Annotated in this window: 18 protein-coding genes; 13 read left to right on the top strand and 5 right to left on the bottom strand. The window is 68.0% G+C overall.

Features of this window, described 5'->3' with window-relative positions; genetic code table 11:
• Positions 1 to 304: 304 nt before the first annotated feature.
• Positions 305 to 1504 (bottom strand): tyrosine--tRNA ligase, encoded by a 1200-nt coding sequence (gene tyrS / locus ACM26W_RS00975; protein ID WP_416139015.1) that lies wholly within the window; start codon positions 1502 to 1504, stop codon positions 305 to 307.
• A 114-nt stretch (positions 1505 to 1618) separates the two neighbouring features.
• Between tyrS and ACM26W_RS00970 the strand changes: the two genes are divergently transcribed.
• Positions 1619 to 2758 (top strand): anhydro-N-acetylmuramic acid kinase, encoded by a 1140-nt coding sequence (locus ACM26W_RS00970; RefSeq protein ID WP_416139014.1) that lies wholly within the window; start codon positions 1619 to 1621, stop codon positions 2756 to 2758.
• Positions 2759 to 2777: 19 nt separating this feature from the next.
• Here ACM26W_RS00970 and ACM26W_RS00965 read toward each other — a convergent pair whose 3' ends face one another.
• Positions 2778 to 3920 (bottom strand): PilT/PilU family type 4a pilus ATPase, encoded by a 1143-nt coding sequence (locus ACM26W_RS00965; RefSeq protein WP_416139013.1) that lies wholly within the window; start codon positions 3918 to 3920, stop codon positions 2778 to 2780.
• Positions 3921 to 3970: 50 nt separating this feature from the next.
• A complete protein-coding gene (locus ACM26W_RS00960) occupies positions 3971 to 5005 on the bottom strand; it encodes a type IV pilus twitching motility protein PilT (RefSeq protein WP_416139012.1) in 1035 nt (344 codons plus the stop codon).
• Between the two features lie 66 nt (positions 5006 to 5071).
• Between ACM26W_RS00960 and ACM26W_RS00955 the strand changes: the two genes are divergently transcribed.
• From ACM26W_RS00955 to ACM26W_RS00925, 7 genes are all read left to right on the top strand, one after another.
• Positions 5072 to 5791, top strand: coding sequence for a YggS family pyridoxal phosphate-dependent enzyme (locus tag ACM26W_RS00955; RefSeq protein ID WP_416139011.1), 720 nt, complete (start codon positions 5072 to 5074; stop codon positions 5789 to 5791).
• Positions 5792 to 5853: 62 nt separating this feature from the next.
• Positions 5854 to 6678 (top strand): pyrroline-5-carboxylate reductase, encoded by an 825-nt coding sequence (proC, locus tag ACM26W_RS00950; protein WP_416139010.1) that lies wholly within the window; start codon positions 5854 to 5856, stop codon positions 6676 to 6678.
• Between the two features lie 63 nt (positions 6679 to 6741).
• Complete coding sequence (locus ACM26W_RS00945; RefSeq protein ID WP_416139009.1) at positions 6742 to 7323, top strand: YggT family protein; 582 nt, start codon at positions 6742 to 6744, stop codon at positions 7321 to 7323.
• Positions 7324 to 7369: 46 nt separating this feature from the next.
• Positions 7370 to 8527: a homoserine O-succinyltransferase MetX gene (gene metX, locus ACM26W_RS00940; protein WP_416139007.1), complete on the top strand. Its 1158-nt coding sequence runs from the start codon at positions 7370 to 7372 to the stop codon at positions 8525 to 8527.
• Positions 8527 to 9123, top strand: coding sequence for a methionine biosynthesis protein MetW (gene metW / locus ACM26W_RS00935; protein ID WP_416140788.1), 597 nt, complete (start codon positions 8527 to 8529; stop codon positions 9121 to 9123). Before metX ends, metW begins: the two co-directional genes overlap by 1 nt.
• A 55-nt stretch (positions 9124 to 9178) precedes the next feature.
• Positions 9179 to 9634 carry a DUF4426 domain-containing protein gene (locus ACM26W_RS00930; RefSeq protein ID WP_416139006.1) on the top strand — a complete coding sequence of 152 codons (456 nt, stop codon included), beginning with the start codon at positions 9179 to 9181 and terminating at the stop codon, positions 9632 to 9634.
• A 5-nt stretch (positions 9635 to 9639) separates the two neighbouring features.
• On the top strand, positions 9640 to 10947 hold the full coding sequence (locus ACM26W_RS00925; RefSeq protein WP_416139005.1) for an RNA polymerase sigma factor: 1308 nt from the start codon (positions 9640 to 9642) through the stop codon (positions 10945 to 10947).
• On the opposite strand, the gene sfsA is transcribed toward ACM26W_RS00925, so the two are convergent.
• Positions 10914 to 11711, bottom strand: coding sequence for a DNA/RNA nuclease SfsA (gene sfsA, locus ACM26W_RS00920; protein ID WP_416139004.1), 798 nt, complete (start codon positions 11709 to 11711; stop codon positions 10914 to 10916). The genes ACM26W_RS00925 and sfsA overlap by 34 nt on opposite strands.
• A 15-nt stretch (positions 11712 to 11726) precedes the next feature.
• The gene (locus ACM26W_RS00915; RefSeq protein WP_416139003.1) at positions 11727 to 12887 is read right to left on the bottom strand and encodes a pyridoxal phosphate-dependent aminotransferase; all 1161 of its coding nucleotides are present in this window, start codon (positions 12885 to 12887) and stop codon (positions 11727 to 11729) included.
• 235 nt (positions 12888 to 13122) lie between these two features.
• Here ACM26W_RS00915 and dksA point away from each other — a divergent pair, with 235 nt between their 5' ends.
• The 5 genes from dksA to ACM26W_RS00890 all read left to right on the top strand — a co-directional run bounded on the left by dksA (position 13123) and on the right by ACM26W_RS00890 (position 19114).
• Entirely contained in the window at positions 13123 to 13560 is a 438-nt protein-coding gene (dksA, locus tag ACM26W_RS00910) for an RNA polymerase-binding protein DksA (RefSeq protein ID WP_416139002.1), read from the top strand.
• Between the two features lie 84 nt (positions 13561 to 13644).
• Entirely contained in the window at positions 13645 to 14547 is a 903-nt protein-coding gene (gluQRS, locus tag ACM26W_RS00905) for a tRNA glutamyl-Q(34) synthetase GluQRS (RefSeq protein WP_416139000.1), read from the top strand.
• A 9-nt stretch (positions 14548 to 14556) separates the two neighbouring features.
• Positions 14557 to 14733 (top strand): hypothetical protein, encoded by a 177-nt coding sequence (locus ACM26W_RS00900; protein WP_290783817.1) that lies wholly within the window; start codon positions 14557 to 14559, stop codon positions 14731 to 14733.
• 38 nt (positions 14734 to 14771) lie between these two features.
• Positions 14772 to 17711, top strand: a complete 2940-nt coding sequence (locus tag ACM26W_RS00895) for an ATP-binding protein (protein ID WP_416138999.1) — start codon at positions 14772 to 14774, stop codon at positions 17709 to 17711.
• The gene (locus ACM26W_RS00890; RefSeq protein ID WP_416138998.1) at positions 17708 to 19114 is read left to right on the top strand and encodes a sigma-54-dependent transcriptional regulator; all 1407 of its coding nucleotides are present in this window, start codon (positions 17708 to 17710) and stop codon (positions 19112 to 19114) included. Before ACM26W_RS00895 ends, ACM26W_RS00890 begins: the two co-directional genes overlap by 4 nt.
• Positions 19115 to 19535 lie beyond the last annotated feature (421 nt).

Genomic DNA, 19535 nt, shown 5'->3' with positions numbered 1-19535 from the left:
CCTCAAGCAGAACAACCACTTCTTCCACTTATCACCGCCGGTAACGTTGCCCGTTGCCGGCAGCGGATGCGTACTTTACGGTTTTCCCCGACGCCCCGCAAGCCCTTCGTGTCAAAAAGTTTCAGCGCCGTGACAGAAAGGCGACGCGAAGGCGACAAGCGCATCCACAGGGCCTGCGCGGCGAGCGGCTGTGGATAGGTGAACGTGCCGGGTAGAGACCGACGCGGGACGAGGCAGAAACAGCAGCGCCCGCTCCTGGGCGGGCGCTTGGGTAGCGAGAGTCAGCCGTCGAACAGTCGCTCTACTACTTGAGCGTTACCCGAGCGTAGCGCTTCTTGCCGGCCTGGATGACATAGCACTTGCCAGTAACCAGCATGTGGTCGCGCGCGACCACCTCGCCATCCACCTTGACCCGTCCGTTGCCGAGCATGTCCTTGGCCTGGGCGCTGTTGTTGGCCAGTCCCGAACGGTTGAGCACCGCGGCAATGGGTGCTTGCTCGCCGCCGTCGAAATCTACCACCACCTCGGGCAGGTCCTCCGGCAGTTCCCCTTCGGCCAGCCGGTTACCCGCAGAGCGGTGGGCGTTGGCCGCGGCTTCCTCGCCGTGGTAGCGCCCGATCAGTTCGCGGGCCAGGATCATCTTGACGTCGCGGGGGTTGGCGCCGGCCTCGACGTCGCGCTTGAGCGACTCGATCGCCTCATTGGACGTGAGCGAGAGCAGCTCGAAATAGCGCCAGATCAGGCTGTCCGGCATGGAGACCAGCTTGTTGAACATGGCGCCCGGTGCCTCGTCCACGCCCACGTAGTTGCCCAGCGACTTGGACATCTTCTGCACGCCGTCCAGCCCTTCCAGCAGCGGCATGGTGATCACCACCTGGGGCGTCATGCCGTGGTATTTCTGTACCTCACGTCCCATCAGCAGATTGAACTTCTGGTCGGTGCCGCCCATCTCGATGTCGGCTTCCAGTGCCACAGAGTCATAGCCCTGCACCAGCGGGTAGAGGAATTCGTGGATGGAGATCGGCTGGGCAGCCTTGTAGCGCTTGTCGAAGTCATCGCGCTCGAGCATCCGCGCCACGGTGCTCTGGGCCGCCAGCTCGATCATCTTGGCGGCGGAAAGCTCGCTGAACCACTCGGAGTTGAAGCGCACCTCGGTCTTCTCGGGATCGAGGATCTTGAACACCTGCTCCTTGTAGGTCTCGGCGTTGACGCGAACCTCCTCCTCGGTGAGCGGCTTGCGGGTGACGTTCTTGCCGGTGGGGTCGCCGATACGACCGGTGAAGTCGCCGATCAGGAAGATGATCTGGTGGCCGAGATCCTGGAACTGGCGCATCTTGGTCAGCAGCACGCTGTGCCCCAGGTGCAGATCGGGGGCGGTGGGATCGAAGCCCGCCTTGATCCGCAGCTTGCGACCGGACTCCAGCTTCTTGACCAGCTCATCTTCCAGCAGGATCTCCTGGGTGCCTCGCTTCAGCAGCGCCAGCGCGCTTGCCACGTCGCTCATCGTCTCCTACTCCATGTGTTCGGTTGCCGGGCCCCGGCAGGGACCATCGAATGGGCCAGGATGGTAGCATGAGTCGGCGCCTGGCGGTGACGCCCCACGACCCGAGAGAGTGACATGCCCCTCTATATAGGCCTGATGTCCGGCACCAGCCTGGACGGCATCGATGCCGCCCTGGTGGAGATCGACAATACGCCATCTGACACCCGGCCACGCCTGCTGGCCACCCACGCAGAACCGATGCCCGCTGCGTTGCGCGCGCGGCTCTGGGGGCTGTGCCACGCTGAACGGGCAAGCTTTGCCGAGCTGGCGGAGGCCGAGGACGCCTTCTGCCGCCTGCAGGCGCAGGCCGTGACCGCGCTGCTGGCCGCCAGCGATACGCCTCGCGACACGGTAGCGGCCATCGGCAGCCACGGCCAGACGGTAGAACACGCCCCGCAGGGACACGCCGGCGGCCCCGCCTATACCCTGCAGCTGGACAACCCCAGCCTGTTGGCGGAGCTGACCGGCATCAGCGTGGTGGCCGACTTCCGTCGCCGCGACCTGGCCGCCGGCGGCCAGGCGGCCCCCCTGGCGCCGGCCTTCCACGAGGCACTGTTCCGCGCCCCGAAGGAGTGGCGTCTGGTGCTCAACTTGGGTGGCTTCGCCAACCTGACCCTGCTGCCCCCCGCCGAGGATCCCCGCGCGCCGCTGGGCTTCGACTCGGGGCCGGCCAACGCCCTGCTGGACGCCTGGCATGCTCGCCACCGCGGCGGCGCCTTTGATTTGGATGGCGCCTGGGCGGCGTCGGGGCGGGTCGACGAAGCCCTCCTGGCGCGACTGCTGGCAGAGCCCTTCTTTCACCTGCCGCCGCCGCGCAGCACCGGACGCGAGCTGTTTCATCTCCACTGGCTGGAGGCTCAGCTGACGGGAGAGGAGCGCCCCGAGGACGTGCAGGCCACCCTGGCGGAGCTGACGGCGGCCAGCGTGGCCCAGGCGGTGAGCATGGCGCGAGAGCGTCTTGATGCTCCTGCCGAGGCGCGGCTGATCCCCTGCGGCGGCGGCGCCCACAACCACGACCTGCTGTCCCGTCTCGCCCGCCGCCTACCCGATTCGGCGCTCACCGACGGCGCGACATCGGGCTGGCCGGCCGACTGGCTGGAGGCCGGCGCCTTCGCCTGGCTGGCCTGGCGCAGGCTGCAGGGCCTGCCGGGCAACCTGCCCTCGGTCACCGGCGCCGCGGGACCCCGCGTACTGGGGGGCGTCTACGCTCCCTGATCCAAGAGCCTGACGCGACCTAGAACTCGTCGTCGCGCTTCAGCGAGAGGTGACTGGCGGCCTCACGGGCCTGGGTCATCCCCTCGCTGCCCGCGTCCCCGTACTTGATCATCATGCGCAGATCGTTGGCCGAGTCGGCATGGACCAGCGCCACCTCTTCGGTGATCTTGCCCGCCTTGAAGATATCGAAGAGCGCCTGATCGAAGGTCTGCATGCCCAGATCACGGGAGCGGGCCATGACGTTCTTGATCTCGTTGACCTCGCCTTTACGTATCAGGTCGCCGATCAGCGGCGATTTGAGCATGATCTCGATCGCCGGGCAGCGCCCGCCATCTACCGTGGGCAGCAGCTGCTGGGCCACGATGGCGCGCAAGTTGAGCGACAGGTCAAGCCATACCTGGCCGTGACGCTCCATGGGAAAGAAGTTGATGATGCGATCAAGGGCCTGGTTGGCATTGTTGGCGTGCAGGGTGGCCAGGCAGAGGTGGCCGGTCTCGGCGAAGGTCAGCGCGTGCTCCATGGTCTCCCGGGTGCGGATCTCGCCGATCAGGATGACATCGGGTGCCTGGCGCAGGGTGTTCTTGAGCGCCACCTCGAAGGAGTCCGTATCGATCCCGACCTCGCGCTGATTGATGATCGCCTTCTTGTGCGGGTGCACGTACTCGATGGGATCCTCGACGCTGATGATATGGCCGCCCAGGGTCTCGTTGCGCTGCTGGATCATCGACGCCAGGGTGGTCGACTTGCCCGTACCAGTGCCGCCCACCACGAACACCAGGCCTCGCTTGATATTGGCCAGTTCGCCCAGCACCGGGGGCAGCGACAGCTCCTCCAGATGGGGGATCTCGAAGGCGATACGCCGGATCACCATGGCCTTCTGGTTGCGCTGCTGGAAGGCGCTGACGCGAAAGCGCCCCTTGTCCTTGAGGCTGAGTGCGAAGTTGGCCTCGCGCTCGACCTGGAAGCGCGCCATCACCGCTTCCGGAATCGACGCGCCGACCAGCTCGTTGACCTGCTCCACGGTCAGCCCCTGGTCCCCCATGGGTGTCAGCTTGCCGGCCATCTTGAGGGTCGGCGGCGCATTCACCGAAATCAGCAGATCCGATGCCTCCTTCTGCACCATGATATCCAGCAGCTGGTAGAGCCACTCTTTCGCCGTCATGTCCCTGCTCCTCTTGCCCGTTGTTCCCTGCCGAACGGCCAAACCCCCGCTCAGTTCGCCAGCATGCCCTTGGCCTTGGCCTGCGCTTCGTCGCGCGCCACCACGTTGTCCGCCACCAGCTTGGCCAGCGAGGCGTCCAGGGTCTGCATGCCCAGGTTGCCGCCGGTCTGGATGGCCGAGTAGATCTGCGCGACCTTGTCCTCACGGACCAGGTTGCGCACCGCCGCGGTCGCGATCAGGATCTCGTGGGCCGCCACGCGGCCGCCTCCCATTCGCTTGAGCAGCGCTTGGGAGACCACCGCCTGCAGCGACTCGGAGAGCATCGAGCGCACCATGGACTTCTCATCCCCGGGGAAGACGTCGATGATCCGGTCGATGGTCTTGGCCGCCGAGGTGGTGTGCAGGGTGCCGAACACCAGGTGGCCGGTCTCGGCCGCGGTCAGTGCCAGCCGGATGGTCTCCAGGTCACGCAACTCGCCCACCAGGATCACGTCCGGGTCCTCGCGCAGGGCGCTGCGCAGGGCCGGAGCGAAGCCGTGGGTGTCGCGGTGCACCTCACGCTGGTTGATCAGACAGCGCTTGCTGCGGTGGACGAATTCCACCGGGTCCTCGATGGTGAGGATGTGTTCGTAGCGGTTGTCGTTGATGTAATCGATCATCGCCGCCAGCGTAGTGCTCTTGCCCGACCCGGTGGGACCGGTCACCAGCACCAGGCCGCGGGGCAGCATGGAGAGCTGGCGGAAGACGGTGCCGAGGCCGAGGTCCTCCAACGTCAGCACGTCGGCGGGGATAGTACGGAACACCGCCCCAGCGCCGCGGGCATGATTGAAGACGTTGACGCGGAAGCGCGACACGCCGGGCACCTCGAAGGAGAAGTCGGTCTCGAAGAACTCCTCGTAGTCACGGCGCTGACGGTCGGCCATGATGTCGTAGATCAACTTGCGGACCTCGCGGTCCTCCATGGCCGGCACGTTCAAGCGGCGAATGTCGCCATCGACCCGGATCATCGGCGGCAGACCCGCCGACAGATGCAGGTCGGAGGCCTTCTGTTTTGCCGAGAACGCCAGCAGTTCGGTAATATCCATGCGTTTTCCCTTGCTCCCGCAGCCTTGGTGACATCTTGTAATGTTCAGTATGACAGAGCTTGCCACATGACGGCCCCTTCTGCCTCCACCCCCCTCGCCGAATCGCTGGCCGCAGTGCGCCAGCGTCTCGCCGATGCCCTGTCCGTCGCCGGCCGGCCGACTACCGGCGCGCGCCTGCTGGCGGTCAGCAAGACCAAGCCGGCGGCGCGGATCCGCGAGGCCTGGCATCTCGGTCAGCGCGAATTCGGCGAGAACTACGCCCAGGAAGCGCTGGCCAAGCAGGTCGAGCTAGCCGACCTCGACGACATCGTCTGGCATTTCATCGGTCCGCTGCAGTCCAACAAGACCCGCGAGGTGGCCGAACACTTCGCCTGGGTACACAGCGTAGACCGCGAGAAAATCGCCCGGCGTCTCAACGATCAACGCCCGGAGGGGTTACCGCCTCTCGATGTCTGCCTGCAGGTCAATATCAGCGCGGAGGCCAGCAAGTCCGGCGCCAGTCTCACCGAACTGCCGGCGCTGGCCGAGGCGGTGCTGGCGATGCCGCGACTGCGCCTGCGCGGGCTGATGGCAATCCCGGCCCCGGGCGAGGACATACACGCCCAGCGCGAGCCCTTTACCCGGCTGCGCGAGGCCCTGGAGGCACTGCAAGGCCGCTTCCCTGAAGCGCCGCTGGACACCCTTTCCATGGGCATGACCCATGATCTCGAGGCCGCGGTGCTGGAGGGCGCCACCCTGGTGCGGGTAGGCACCGCCATCTTCGGGGAGCGCACCGCACGAGAGTGACAACCACCAGAAACCGGTGAACCACGCCGGCCTCATTCGACGACTGACACAGGACAGACCCCATGGCCACCAGAGTCACCTTCATCGGCGCCGGCAACATGGCCAGTGCCATCATCGGCGGCATGATCGACAGCGGCGTCTCACCCTCCGCGATCACCGCCACCTCCCCCAGTGACGCCTTCCTCGCCCCGGTCCACGAGCGCTATGGCATCCACACCAACACCGACAATCTCGCCGCGGTGGCCCAGGCCGATGTTGTCGTGCTGGCGGTGAAGCCCCAGGTGATGAAGGAGGTCTGCGAGGGGCTGGCCAGCGTGGTCCAGCGCCGCCGTCCGCTGATCATCTCGGTGGCCGCCGGCCTCGATGCTGCCACCCTGGAAGGCTGGCTGGGTGGCGAGCTGGCCATGGTGCGCTGCATGCCCAACACCCCGGCTCTGGTCGGTGCCGGCGCCTCCGGGCTGTTTGCCAATGCCAGGGTCAACGAGGAGCAGCGCCGGCTCGCCACAGAGCTGATGGAGGCAGTGGGCCTGGTAGAGTGGGTCGAGGAAGAGGCGCTGCTGGATGCGGTGACCGCCGTCTCCGGCAGCGGTCCGGCCTATTTCTTCCTGATGTTCGAGGCCATGGAGGAGGCCGGCGTCAAGCTCGGACTGCCCGCCGAGACCGCCCGGCGCCTGGCCATGCAGACCGCCTTCGGTGCCGCAAAAATGGCGATGGCCAGCGACAAGCCCCCCGCCGAGCTCAAGCGCAACGTGATGTCGCCCGGTGGCACCACCGAGCGCGCCGTCGAGCATCTCGAGACGGCCGAACTCCGCCGAATACTCACCGAGGCCATGGACGCCTGCGCCGCCCGCGCCCGGGAGATGGCCACAGAGCTCAGCGGACGCTGATTTCAGGCATCAGTTTCAACAGGCCGCCGGACGGCGGCCTGCCCACGACATGGAGGAACCCTCATGGGAAATGCCGGACTGCTGCTGGTCAACACCCTGGTCAACCTGTACATCTTCCTGCTGATGCTGCGCTTCCTGCTGCAGGCGTCACAGGCCGATTACTACAACCCCATCAGCCAGACGGTGGTGAAGATCACCCAGCCGGCGGTGCGCCCCTTCCAGGGATTCCTGGGCCCGGTGATGGGACGCTTCGACCTGGCCACCCTGGCCGCCGGCTTCGTGATCAAGGCGGTCAGCATCATCATCATCCTGCAGGTGGCCGGCTTCGGCATGGCCCCCGTCGTCTCCGTGGCCATCGGTGCCGTGGCGGCGCTGGCCAATGCCATCCTCAAGATCTACTTCTTTGCGCTGATCGCGATGATCATCCTCAGCTGGGTGGCGCCCAACGCCAGCCACCCGGGGGCGCTGCTGGTGATGCAGCTGGTGGAGCCGATCATGGCGCCGCTGCGCAAGGTCATCCCGCCGCTCGGCATGATCGACCTCTCGCCGATCGTGGCCTTCATCGCCATCAGCCTGATCGATGGTATCTTGGTGGGTTCGCTGACCCGGGCCGCCGGTGTGGCCGGCGCCCTGGTCGGGCTCTGAGGCCCGCCCTCACCGCCTACCGTAACGACTGGACACGGAACGACTGATGCCCGAGCTCCCTGATGACTCGGTCGGCCTGGTGACGCCCCAGACGGCGCACTTCGACGACCCCCTGGCCCTGGCCTGTGGCAGGACGCTGCCGGCCTATGACCTCGTCTACGAGACCTATGGCACCCTCAACGCCGAGCGCTCCAACGCGGTGCTGATTTGTCACGCGCTTTCCGGCCACCATCATGCGGCCGGCTACCGCGACAGCGACGAGCGCAAGCCGGGCTGGTGGGACGCCCATATCGGTCCCGGCAAGTCCATCGACACCGAGCGCTTCTTCGTGGTCTCGCTCAACAACCTGGGCGGCTGCCACGGCAGCACCGGACCCAACCGCGAGAACCCCGAGACCGGCCGCCTGTGGGGACCAGAGTTCCCGATGATGACGGTGAGCGACTGGGTGAACAGCCAGGTCCGACTGGCCGACCGCCTCGGCATCGAGCGCTTCGCCTCGGTGATCGGCGGCAGCCTGGGCGGCATGCAGGCGCTTCAGTGGACCCTGGCCTACCCGGAGCGGGTCGCCAGCGCCGCGGTGATCGCCGCTACCCCCAAGTTGTCGGCCCAGAACATCGCCTTCAACGAGGTGGCACGCCAGGCGATCCGCTCGGACCCCGACTTCCACGATGGCTGGTACGCCGAACACGACACCGTGCCGCGTCGCGGCCTCAAGCTGGCACGCATGGTGGGGCATATCACCTACCTCTCCGAGGATTCCATGGGCAGCAAGTTCGGCCGCGATCTGCGCACCGACGACCTCAACTTCGGCTTCGACGTGGAGTTCCAGGTGGAGTCCTACCTGCGCTACCAGGGCGACACCTTCTCCACCTCCTTTGATGCCAACACCTACCTGCTGATGACCAAGGCGCTGGACTACTTCGACCCGGCCGCGGCCCACGGTGGCGACCTCGCCCGCGCCCTGGCGCCGGCGGCCTGCCCCTTCCTGGTGGTCAGCTTCACCACCGACTGGCGCTTCCCGCCGCCGCGCTCCCGGGAGCTGGTCAACGCCCTGGTGCGTGCCGGCAAGGCGGTCAGCTATGCCAACATCGACTCGACCCACGGCCACGACGCCTTCCTGATGCCGGAGCCCCGGTATCAGGCGGTATTCGCCGCCTTCATGGACCGCGTGGCCGGCGACCTCGGCCTGGAGGCGCGCGCATGATGAACCGCCCCGACTTCAAGCTGATCCACGACTGGGTCCCCCCGAACGCCCACATTCTCGACCTGGCCTGCGGTGACGGCAGCCTGCTGGCGGCCCTGGCCCGCGACAAGAACGTCACCGGCTATGGCCTGGAGATCGCCCCCGACGGCATCACCGCCTGCATCGCCCGCGGCGTCAACGTCATCGAGCAGAACCTCGACGAGGGGCTTTCCAACTTCGAGGATGACGCCTGCGACCTGGTGATCATGACCCAGGCCCTGCAGGCCCTGCGCCGCCCCGACCGTGCCCTCGACGAGATGCTGCGAGTGGCCAGCGAGGCGATCATCACCTTCCCCAACTTCGCCTACTGGCGCCACCGGGCCTACCTCGGCTTCAAGGGCTATATGCCGGTCTCCAAGTCGCTGCCCCACGCCTGGTACGACACCCCCAACATCCATCTGTCGACCTTCAACGACTTTGAACAACTGTGCCGGGACAAGGGTCTGATCATTGTCGACCGGGCGGTGGGCATCGGCGACCACGAGGGCCACTGGACCTCGCGGCTGTGGCCCAACCTGTTCGGCGAGATCGCCATCTTCCGGGTCACCCGCGGCTGACCCGGTAACGACGCAGCAGAGTCGATAACCAACAGATTGATAGCGAGGGGTGACGATGAAACCTGGCATCCTGGCCTTGCTGGCGGCAGCCACCCTGGCCCTGCTGGTCGGCCCTGCCGCCGCCCAGCAGTACGAGCAGGTCGGCAATATCCAGATTCACTACAGTGCGGTGAATACCAGCTTCCTGCCCGAGGAAGTGGCCCGCGAGCACGGCATACAGCGCAGCCAGGTGATGGCGCTGCTCAACGTCAGCGTGCTCGAGGAGCGGGAGGACGGCACCACCCGTGCCCGTCCTGTCTCCGTGAACGGCACGGTCGGGGGGCTGAGCAGCAGCGACGCGCGAACGCCACTCAGCTTCCGCACCCTCCGTAGCGGCGATGTGCCCTCCCAGGTGGCGGTGTTCCGCATCCACGACGACGAGGCGATGCGCTTCGAGTTGGAGGTCCTTCACGACCGCAACGCCGACCCGGCCAGGGTCAGCTTCATTCAGCGCTTCTATATCGACAGGTAACCTTCATGACCGCATCGCCGCCGGTGACCCACCAGGCGCTCGAGCCCGCGTTACTGGCCTGCACCCAGGGTGACACCGTCGGCTTCCAACGGCTCCAGCAGCTCGGCCTGCCGAGAGTGCTGTCGGTCACCAGCCACTTCCTTGCGGAGCCCCCCCACGTCGAAGCCGTGGTCCATGACACCCTGCTGATGGCCTGGCGCAACGCTCACCGCCTTGCCGACAGCGGCCTGCCGCCGGGACACTGGCTCTTCACCATCCTGAGCTGTCGGCTGCACAACCAGCTGAGCGCTCTGGAGGGGGCACTCCCGCCACCGAGCCCGGCAGACGGCCAGGGCCCGCCGGCGGAGCTGGAGCGCATCCCGGCCGAACGCCGTGGGCCGGCCCTCTGGGAGCTGAGCCAACGGCTGCCGCCGGCGGCCCCCGGCCAAGCCCTGGAGGCGCGGCTCGGCCAGACCCTCCAGACGCTGCGGCAGGCCGCCCGCCTGCCGCTGACGCCGACCGGCGAGAGCGTGCATCCCCCGCTCTATGATCCCAGCCTGCGGCGCAAGATGCTGACGTCGCGCCTCGCCTACCGGGCCAAGATGGCCTTCCAGCGAACCCTGGGCCGCCCGGTCGAGGACCGTCTCTTCCGTCACTGGCAGGCCCGGCGTGACGCCTGTCGGATGCTCGAGACCCAAGGCCTTCCCCGCCGCAGCCTCGAGACCACCCTGGGCGAGCGGCTGGACCTGGGGGTCGATCCGCGCCGCCTGGTGCGTGGTTTCAGCTATCCCGCGGGCTTTCCCGATCGCCTGCAGCGGCGCAAGGCCTCCAACCTCTTCCTGTGGGACGGTGACTGGGACCTGCCGCGTCACTACCTGATCGACAGCAGCCAGACCCGCTTCATGCAGGATCTGTGGCACTACCGCCTGGCGCCGGAGCAGAGCGCCACCTTCCAGACGCTCGAGGCGCGCAGCGATCAGGGAAACCCTCTTCGCTCCCACCATCGCGGGCTGCTCCTGGACGGCCGGGAGCGAATCCTCGAGTACCTGCGCCTCTACCTGCTCTACATGGAGGGCATGGCCTGTTTCGGGTTTGATGCCGAAGCGGGCAAGGATCGTCTCGGCGTGGCCGTGGACCGACACGGCCGCCTGATCAAGATCAACAAGGGGCTGCACCGCTTGGCCATGGCCCAGGTGCTGGGACTGCCACGCGTGACGGTGCGGGTGCGCAGCGTGCACCGTCGGTGGTGGAACGACCAGACCGAGGGCGCCAGCGGTCACGAGGCGCTGGAGCGCCTGGCTCAGGCGCTGCCCGACTGTACCCCGGCCCGGTGAGGGGTCCCCTCGCCCACCTCGCGAGTGAGTGACACGGGAAGCACCGGGCCGAGGCGGATCGCCACCGGCACGAGGCCGCGGCGCTCCACCTCGCAGCGCTGCGCCAACACCTCCACGCCGCGGGCCGCCGCCTCCCGGAGCGCGGCCGCATAGGCCGGGTCCAGATGGGCCGCCGGCGCCACGTCCTCGATGCCCTCATGGGCCACGCAGAACAGCAGCACCGCGCGCTGGCCGCGCTCGGCCAGGGCGGCGAGCACCTCCAGATGCTTCCTGCCCCGCTCGCTCACCGCGTCGGGGAAGTAGCCGTGGCCATCGCTCTCCTTGAGGGTGACCTGCTTGACCTCCACGAAGGCGGTGCCGTGCTCGGGATCGTCGAGGCGGAAGTCGAGCCGTGACGGCTTCTCGTCGCCAATCGACGCCCTCACCTCCGGCTTCAGCTCGGCATAGCCATCGAGCCCGGGCACCCTTCCGACGCGCAGGGCCTCCTCGACGATGCGGTTGGCGCGCCCGGTATGCACCGAGGCAGCCGCCGTGGTGCCGTCTGGCTGGGGCAGCTCGATCAGCTCCCAGGTCCAGGCCAGCTTGCGCGCCGGGTTGTCGCTGGGTGCGAGCCATACGCGACAATCCGGCAAGTTCACCGCCCGCATGGAGCCGGTGTTGGGACAGTGGGCCACCACCTCACGGCCGTCATCGAGACGCACGTCGGCCAGGAACCGCTTGTAGCGGCGCAGCAGAGTGCCCGGCACCAGCTCGGGATAGTCCATGGGGGGATCTCCGGTTTACTGCCGGGCCAGGAAGTGCTCGAGGCGGCTCACCGCCTCCTCGAGCCTGGCAATACCGGTGGTGAAGGCGATGCGCACATGGTGCTCGCCGCCCTGGAGGGCGAAGTCGATCCCCGGGGTGATGGCGACGTTCTCCTCCTCCAGCAGGCGCCGGCAGAAGGCCTGGCTGTCGTCGCTGTAGCGGGAAATATCGAGCCACAGGTAGAAGGCCCCCTGGGGCGGCAGCGAGGGAGCCAGCCCGAGCCGCGCCAGGCCCGCCAGCAGGGCATCGCGGCGGCGCCCCAGCTCGACGCGGCGCGCCTCGAGGATCTCCCGGCACTCGGGGGTGAAGGCGGCCAGGGCGGCATGCTGAGCCGGCGTGGGGGCGGCCAGGAAGACGTTCTGGGCCAGCCGGGTGAGTGGCTCCACCGCCGCCTCCGGCGCCAGCAGCCAGCCAAGGCGCCAGCCGGTCATGCCGAAATACTTGGAGAAGCTGTTGACCACGAAGGCGTCCGGGGTGATCGCCGCCACCGAGAGCGGCTCGAGATCAAAGCAGAGCCCCTGGTAGATCTCGTCCACCAGCAGGTGCCCCCCCTTCGTGGCCACCGTCTCGGCCACGGCCGCAAGCTGTCCGGCATCGAGCATATGGCCGGTGGGGTTCGAAGGCGTGGCCAGCATCGCCAGGCGCGTGGTGTCGCGCCAGTGGGCCTCGACCAGCCCGGCATCCAGCTGCCAGCCGCTCGCCTGGCCCACCGGCACGGCGTCCACCTCGGCCCCGGCCAGGGCCATGAAGTGGCGGTTGCAGGGGTAGTTGGGATCGGCCATCAGCACCCGGTCGCCGGGGCCGGCCAGCAGCTGGCTGGCCAGCAGCAGCGCCCCGGAGGCGCCGGGGGTCACCAGGATGCGCCCGGGATCGACCGCGGCGCCGAAGTGCTCGGCATAGTGGCCGGCGATCGCCTCGCGCAGCGCGGGCAGTCCCGCCGCCGGCGTGTAGCGGGTGTGGCCCGCGGCCAGCGCCGCCTGGCCGTCCGCCAGCACCGGCTCGGGCGTGGGGAAGTCGGGCTCCCCCACCTCCAGGTGGATGACGTCGTGGCCGGCCGCCTCGCGGGCCTGGGCGGTTTCCAGCAGGCTCATGACCCGAAAGGGGGCGACCCGGTCGATGCGTGCACTCCACGCCATGGTGAGCTCCTGTGGCAGGCGACCGACGCCCGGGAGCCTTGCCCCCGCGGCGTGGTCACAGTGTCATATGATAAAGGGTCAATAGTGTAGCGACTTTGGTGGCAAGGCTGCAGTCGGCGGGGCCGGCAAGGTTGCAAACCCCCGGTTTTTCCGATAAACAAGCATCCCTTTGGCGTGAGATACCTTGCTTAGGGCGGGTATTGATCAGCAGTCACTCAAGTAACGAGGCAATCCCATGCCAGTAGTCGACAAGAAAGTGGAAGCGCCCAAGAAGTTCACCCCCTACGAGCCGGCGGCGGGTGAAGAGTACATGAACGAGAAGCAGCTGGAGCACTTCCGACAGATCCTGCTGGGCTGGAAGCAGGAGCTCATGGAAGAGGTGGACCGCACCGTGCGTCATCTGCAGGAAGAAGCGAACAACTACGCCGACCCTGCCGACCGCGCCACCCAGGAGGAGGGCTTCAGCCTGGAGCTGCGCACGCGGGATCGCGAGCGCAAGCTGCTCAAGAAGATCAACGAGACCCTCGACAACATCGACGAGGATGACTACGGCTTCTGCGAGGCCTGCGGCGTAGAGATCGGCATCCGCCGCCTGGAAGCGCGCCCCACGGCCACTCTGTGCGTTGACTGCAAGACGCTGGCCGAGCTCAAGGAAAAGCAGCTGGGCGGCTGATCCGAGTATGCCGATGGCCTGCATGAAGCATCGTAACGGGCACCCCTGGGTGCCCGTTCGTGTGTCTGATGGCTGGCGCCGCCCATGAGCCACTACCGCGGCCGTTTCGCCCCCACCCCCTCGGGCCCGCTGCACTTCGGCTCGCTGGTGGCAGCGCTGGCCAGCTTCCTGGATGCCCGCCACGCCGGCGGCGAGTGGTGGCTGCGCATCGAGGACATCGACCCGCCTCGCTGCCCGCCCGGTGCCGCCGACGAGATCCAGCGCCAGCTGGAGGCCTTCGGCCTGCACTGGGACGGCCCGGTTCTGTGGCAGCACGGCCGCGATGGCGCCTATCAGGCGGCACTCGACCGCCTGATCGCCCTGGGCCTGGCCTACCCCTGCAGCTGCTCGCGCAAGCAGTGGCGCGACTCCCCCATCTATCCGGGCTGGTGCCGGGAAGGGGTCCGCGAGCCCGCCAACCCCCTGGCCTGGCGGCTGCGCAGTGACCTGGGCCTACGTCCGGTGGTCTGGCAGGACCGACTGTTCGGCGAGCAGCGCTTCGACCCCGCCACGCTCGGCGACGTGGTGCTCAAGCGCAAGGATGGCCTCTGGGCCTACCAGCTCGCCGTGGTCGTGGACGACGCTGAGCTACAGATCAGTGACGTGGTGCGCGGCTTCGACCTGCTCGACAACACCCCCTGGCAGCGCCAGCTGCAGGATGCCCTGGGCGTCCCCGAGCCGCGCTACCTGCACCTGCCGCTGATCATCGGCGAGGGGGGCCAGAAGCTCTCCAAGCAGAACCTGGCCCCTGCCCTGCCCACCGACGACGACGCGGTGCGCCCGCTGCTGCACGCCGCCCTGGCGGCCCTGGACCAGTCGCCACCCGCCGACCTCACCGGGGCGCCGGTGGCCGAACTGCTCGCCTGGGGAATCGCCCACTGGGAGGTCTCCCGCATCCGCCCGGAGCCGCACCGCACGACCGAAGGCGATGCGCTCCCGCCCGACTGAGAGGCTGTCATGTACGTCTATCGCATCCTGCTGTTCCTGGTGCTCGGCGGCTACCTGCTTTCGCCGCTGATGATGAGTGGCTGGGCCAGTCCCGGCGTGGCCTGGTACCGCCCCTTCGTCATCTGGGGCGTGCTGATCGCCCTCACCCTGTGGCTGGAACAGAAGAGGAAGCTCGATGAACGCTAGCCTGAGGCCGCGTCGATCGCCGGGCAGGAGGACACTCGATGAACGCTAGCCTGCCCGGGATGTTCGCCCTGGGCACCGGCTTCCTGCTGGTGTTGTTCCTGTGCGCGCTGGCGGTGGAGCGCGGGGTGATCGGCACGCGCATCACCCGCCACCCGCTGGTTTACACCCTGGCGCTGGGGGTCTACGCCAGCGCCTGGGCCATCTACGGTAGCCTGGAGCTCGCCTCCACCTCCGGCTATGGCTATCTGGCCTACTACCTGGGCGTCGCCGGGGCCTTCCTGCTCGCCCCGGTGCTGCTGGTGCCGATCCAGCGCATGACCCGCACCTACCAGCTCGCCTCGCTCTCCGATCTGTTCGCCTTCCGCTTCCGCTCGCGCTGGGTGGGCACCCTGATCACCCTGATCAGCCTGCTGGCGGTGCTGCCGCTGCTTGCCCTCCAGGTGCAGACCATGGGCGATGCCATCTTCCTGATGACCGGTGCCGCCTCGCCGTCGCTGCTGGCGCTGGCCTTCTGCGCCATGATCGCCCTGTTCGCCATGCTGTTCGGTGCGCGAGAGGGCCGCGTGGACGGCCACCACGACAGCCTGATGGCGGTGATCGCCCTCTCCTCGCTGGTCAAGCTGGCCGCCATGCTCGGCCTCGGCGCCTTCGCGCTGTTCGTGGTCTTCGACGGTCCCGCCGACCTCCAGGCCTGGCTCGACGGCCCCGGCCAGGCCTTCCAGGCCGACGTGGTGCAGCCCGACCCGGCCCACTGGCGCACCCTGCTGTTGCTGTTCTTCGCCGCGGCCCTGCTGATGCCCCACATCTTCCATATCACCTTCACCGAGACCCACTCCCGCCACACCCTGCTGCAGGCCAGCTGGGCGCTGCCGCTGTTCTTGCTGCTGATGGCCATCCCGGTGCCGCTGATCCTGTGGGCGGGCCAGCAGCTCGGCGCAGGCGACATACTGCCTTCCGCCTACCTGGCCTTCGGGCTGTCGGAGTCGCTGTGGGTGCAGTCGATGGCCTTCATCGCCGGACTGGCCGCCACCAGCGCCACCATGGTGCTGATCGCCCTGGCGCTGTCGGGCATGATCCTCAACCACGTGCTGCTGGTGGCCCGCCCCCCCGAGGCCCAGCTCGACCTCTACCGCTGGCTACTGTGGCTACGCCGCGCCCTGGTGGGCGCCGTGGTGCTGGGCGGCTGGCTCTTCTATCGCACCGTGGGGGTGCATCACGACCTCACCACCCTGGCGTTGGCCGCCTTCGTCGGCATGGCCCAGTGCCTGCCCGGGCTGCTGGCCCTGCTCTACTGGCCCGGCGCCAATCGCAAGGGGATGATCTCGGGTCTGGTGGTGGGCCTGCTGGTGTGGCTGCTCGGCCTGTGGGGACCGCTGCTCACCGGCCTGCCACCGCTGGTGGTCATTCCTCCCGGGCTCGAGGCCCTGGCAGGCGAGCCGGAGTGGTACGTGATCACCCTGGTCTCCCTGGCCGGCAACGCCCTGGTCTTCATCGTCGTCTCCCTGGCCACGCACACCTCCGAGGGAGAACGGGCGGCCGCCGAGGCCTGCTCGGTGGATGCCGTGATCCGCCCCAAGCGCCTGCCGCTGGAGGCCGTCAACGGTGAGGAGTTCAAGGCTCATCTGGCCCGCGCCCTGGGCGATGAGGCGGCACAGCGCGAGGTGGAGCGGGCCCTCGACGACCTCGGGCTCGGCCCCCTGGACGGCCGTCCCTACGCCCTGCGCCGGCTGCGTGACCGCCTGCAGGCCAATCTCTCTGGCCTGATGGGCCCCTCGGTGGCTCAGGACATCGTCGACCGCTACCTCCCCTACCGTGAGGGCAGCGCCGGCGCCACCGAGGACATCCACTACGTGGAGAGCCGCCTGGAGGCCTACCGCTCTCGACTCACCGGCCTGGCCCGGGAACTCGACGGCCTGCGCCGCTACCATCGCCGCACCCTGGCCCGCCTGCCGGTGGGGCTGTGTGCCTTCGGCGAGGACGGTGAACTGCTGATGTGGAACGACGCCCTGGCCGTGCTCAGCGGCATCGACGGTGCCAGCGTGATCGGCGCCCGCCGCGACAGCCTGCCGGCTCCCTGGGGCGAGCTGCTCGGCCGCATCCTCGCCGAGTCGCACAGCCACCTCTACAAGCAGCCGGTCACCCTGGCGGGCAGCGTCCGCTACCTGAGCCTGCACAAGGCCGAGCTCGCGGGCGATGACAGCGAACCCGGCGGCATGGTGATTTTGGTGGAGGACCACAGCGAGATGAAGTGGCTGGAGGATGAGCTGGTCCACGCCGCACGCCTGGCATCCATCGGCCAGCTCGCGGCCGGGGTGGCCCACGAGATCGGCAATCCCATCACCGGGATCTCCTCCCTGGCCCAGAACCTGCGCTATGACACCGAGGACCCCGAGATCCTCGAGACCGCCGAGCAGATTCAGCAGCTCACCGACCGTGTCTCGCGAATCGTCTCATCGCTGGTGGGCTTCGCCCACGGCGGCCGCCACCTGAGCGGCCAGGCGTTCGCGCCGGTCTCCCTGGCCGAGGTCACCGACGAGGCCATCCACTTGATCCATCTCGCCCGCTCGGGCGACGATGTCGTCTTCGAGAACCGCTGCCCCCAGGCGCCCCGGGTCCAGGGCGATGCCCAGCGGCTGCTGCAGGTGATGGTCAACCTGCTCGGCAACGCCCGCGACGCCAGCGATCCCGGCGACCGCGTGGTCATCGAGGCGAGTGCCGAGGCCGCCGGGCTGCGGGTCGCTGTCACCGACGAGGGCCACGGCATCGACGAACGGGTGCGCGACCACCTCTTCGAGCCCTTCACCACCACCAAGCCTCCCGGCCAGGGGACAGGGCTGGGCCTGCCGCTGGTCTACAGCATCGTCGCCGAGCACCACGGCCAGATCGATATCGAATCGCCGCCGCCGGGTCGCGAGCGCGGCACCCGCATCAGCCTCTGGCTGCCGCTGAACCCACAGGAGGGTGAGTCACCGCGATGAGCCGGATCCTGATCGTAGAAGATGAAGCCATCATCCGCAGCGCCCTGCGCCGTCTGCTGGAGCGCCACGACTACCATGTCGACGAGGCGGGCTCCGTCGACGAAGCCACCGCCCTGGACCCCCAGCGCTTCGACCTGGTGATCAGCGACCTGCGCCTGCCCGGCGAGCCCGGCACCGAGCTGATCGCCCGTGCCGCCCCGGTCCCGGTGCTGATCATGACCAGCTACGCCAGCATGCGCTCGGCGGTGGACGCCCTCAAGCAGGGCGCCGTGGACTACGTGGCCAAGCCCTTCGACCACGACGAGCTGCTCGAGACCGTGGCCCGGGTGCTGCACCTGCAAGCCTCGCGGCGCGCCGAGCCACCGGACATCACCGAGCCCAGCGGCCAGGCTCAGCCAATGATCGGCAGCTGCCCGGCCATGCAACTGGTCTACTCGCGCATCCGCAAGACCGCACCAGCCGACGTCACCGTGCTGATCCAGGGAGAATCGGGCACCGGCAAGGAGCTGGTGGCTCGCGCCCTGCACCAGCAGAGCAAGCGCGCCCGGGCAGCGCTGATCAGCGTCAACTGCGCGGCGATCCCCGAGACGCTGATCGAGTCGGAGCTGTTCGGCCACGAGAAGGGCGCCTTCACCGGCGCCAGCGCCGCCCGCACCGGCTTGGTGGAAGCCGCTGACGGCGGCACCCTGTTCCTCGACGAGATCGGAGAGCTGCCGCTGGACGCCCAGGCCCGGCTGCTGCGGGTGCTGCAGGAGGGCGAGATCCGCAAGATCGGCTCGGTGGAGACCCGCCACGTGGACGTGCGCCTGATTGCCGCCACCCACCGCGATCTGCGCGCCCTGTCCAAGACCGGCGAGTTCCGTCTCGACCTCTACTATCGCCTCAACGTCATGCAGATCGACCTGCCTCCGCTACGCGACCGCGAAGATGACGTGCTGCTGATCGCCGATATCCTTCTGGAGAAGGCCTGCAAGCGCCACGACCGCGAGGGACTGCGACTCTCCCGCGCCGCCCGCCGCGAGATCCATGACTACCCCTGGCCCGGTAACGTGCGCGAGCTGGAAAATGCCCTCGAGCGTGGCGTGATCCTCGCCGAGGGGCACCTGATCCATCCGGATGACCTCGGACTCTCGCCGCCCAGCGGCACGCCCCCCACCCCGCGCAAGAGCACTCCCGCTGAGCCTGAACCCACCACGGCCGACGCCGGCCAGGACACCGAGGGCAGCGGCGAGGACGACCTATCGCTTGAAGACTATTTCCAGCACTTCGTGCTGGAGCACCAGGACCAGATGAGCGAGACCGATCTGGCCCAGAAGCTCGGCATCAGTCGCAAGTCGCTATGGGAGCGGCGCCAGCGCCTCGGCATCCCCCGCAAGAAGAGCCCACGACGCAAGAATGACTGAGCGGCTGGCGTCCGCGACCCTTCACGCCCATGCGACCATCGTCCATGCGACTAACGCGCAAGCGCCCGTGGCCACCGCCGCGGGCGCTGTCGTGTGGGGCCAGGCTTCCCACCTTGCGCCATTTGTTACCGTCCCACACAGCCCGTGCCCCACGTTGGGGCCTCAGGGGTAACACTCTGCCACCCGCGTCGCTGACACCTCCGAGGGCGTCGCCATAAACCATTGATATGTATTTAATAAATACAGTCTGGCACGCAGGCTGCTATATAACCGGGTAAGAAAAACAAGTTCCGGTGTCACCGGCTGCACCAACAACAACAACGCTGCAGCCCCGAGTGACAAGCCCCGCACCAATAACAATAACCACCGCGGGCCAGTGCCACACAGGCGCGATTAGCCAACAAGAACAACAGAGACGTGC

This window comes from Halomonas sp. HK25, from assembly GCF_047795635.1.
Lineage (GTDB): Bacteria > Pseudomonadota > Gammaproteobacteria > Pseudomonadales > Halomonadaceae > Halomonas.
Note: the sequence above shows the minus strand (reverse complement) of the source record. Positions and strands in the feature narration are given on the sequence as shown.

What these genes read in the sequence shown, in the direction of transcription:
- tyrS (WP_416139015.1), bottom strand. Translation starts at nt 1,504, where the DNA reads ATGAGCGACGTGGCAAGCGCGCTGGCGCTGCTGAAGCGAGGCACCCAG.
- ACM26W_RS00970 (WP_416139014.1), top strand. Translation starts at nt 1,619, where the DNA reads ATGCCCCTCTATATAGGCCTGATGTCCGGCACCAGCCTGGACGGCATC.
- ACM26W_RS00965 (WP_416139013.1), bottom strand. Translation starts at nt 3,920, where the DNA reads ATGACGGCGAAAGAGTGGCTCTACCAGCTGCTGGATATCATGGTGCAG.
- ACM26W_RS00960 (WP_416139012.1), bottom strand. Translation starts at nt 5,005, where the DNA reads ATGGATATTACCGAACTGCTGGCGTTCTCGGCAAAACAGAAGGCCTCC.
- ACM26W_RS00955 (WP_416139011.1), top strand. Translation starts at nt 5,072, where the DNA reads ATGACGGCCCCTTCTGCCTCCACCCCCCTCGCCGAATCGCTGGCCGCA.
- proC (WP_416139010.1), top strand. Translation starts at nt 5,854, where the DNA reads ATGGCCACCAGAGTCACCTTCATCGGCGCCGGCAACATGGCCAGTGCC.
- ACM26W_RS00945 (WP_416139009.1), top strand. Translation starts at nt 6,742, where the DNA reads ATGGGAAATGCCGGACTGCTGCTGGTCAACACCCTGGTCAACCTGTAC.
- metX (WP_416139007.1), top strand. Translation starts at nt 7,370, where the DNA reads ATGCCCGAGCTCCCTGATGACTCGGTCGGCCTGGTGACGCCCCAGACG.
- metW (WP_416140788.1), top strand. Translation starts at nt 8,527, where the DNA reads ATGAACCGCCCCGACTTCAAGCTGATCCACGACTGGGTCCCCCCGAAC.
- ACM26W_RS00930 (WP_416139006.1), top strand. Translation starts at nt 9,179, where the DNA reads ATGAAACCTGGCATCCTGGCCTTGCTGGCGGCAGCCACCCTGGCCCTG.
- ACM26W_RS00925 (WP_416139005.1), top strand. Translation starts at nt 9,640, where the DNA reads ATGACCGCATCGCCGCCGGTGACCCACCAGGCGCTCGAGCCCGCGTTA.
- sfsA (WP_416139004.1), bottom strand. Translation starts at nt 11,711, where the DNA reads ATGGACTATCCCGAGCTGGTGCCGGGCACTCTGCTGCGCCGCTACAAG.
- ACM26W_RS00915 (WP_416139003.1), bottom strand. Translation starts at nt 12,887, where the DNA reads ATGGCGTGGAGTGCACGCATCGACCGGGTCGCCCCCTTTCGGGTCATG.
- dksA (WP_416139002.1), top strand. Translation starts at nt 13,123, where the DNA reads ATGCCAGTAGTCGACAAGAAAGTGGAAGCGCCCAAGAAGTTCACCCCC.
- gluQRS (WP_416139000.1), top strand. Translation starts at nt 13,645, where the DNA reads ATGAGCCACTACCGCGGCCGTTTCGCCCCCACCCCCTCGGGCCCGCTG.
- ACM26W_RS00900 (WP_290783817.1), top strand. Translation starts at nt 14,557, where the DNA reads ATGTACGTCTATCGCATCCTGCTGTTCCTGGTGCTCGGCGGCTACCTG.
- ACM26W_RS00895 (WP_416138999.1), top strand. Translation starts at nt 14,772, where the DNA reads ATGAACGCTAGCCTGCCCGGGATGTTCGCCCTGGGCACCGGCTTCCTG.
- ACM26W_RS00890 (WP_416138998.1), top strand. Translation starts at nt 17,708, where the DNA reads ATGAGCCGGATCCTGATCGTAGAAGATGAAGCCATCATCCGCAGCGCC.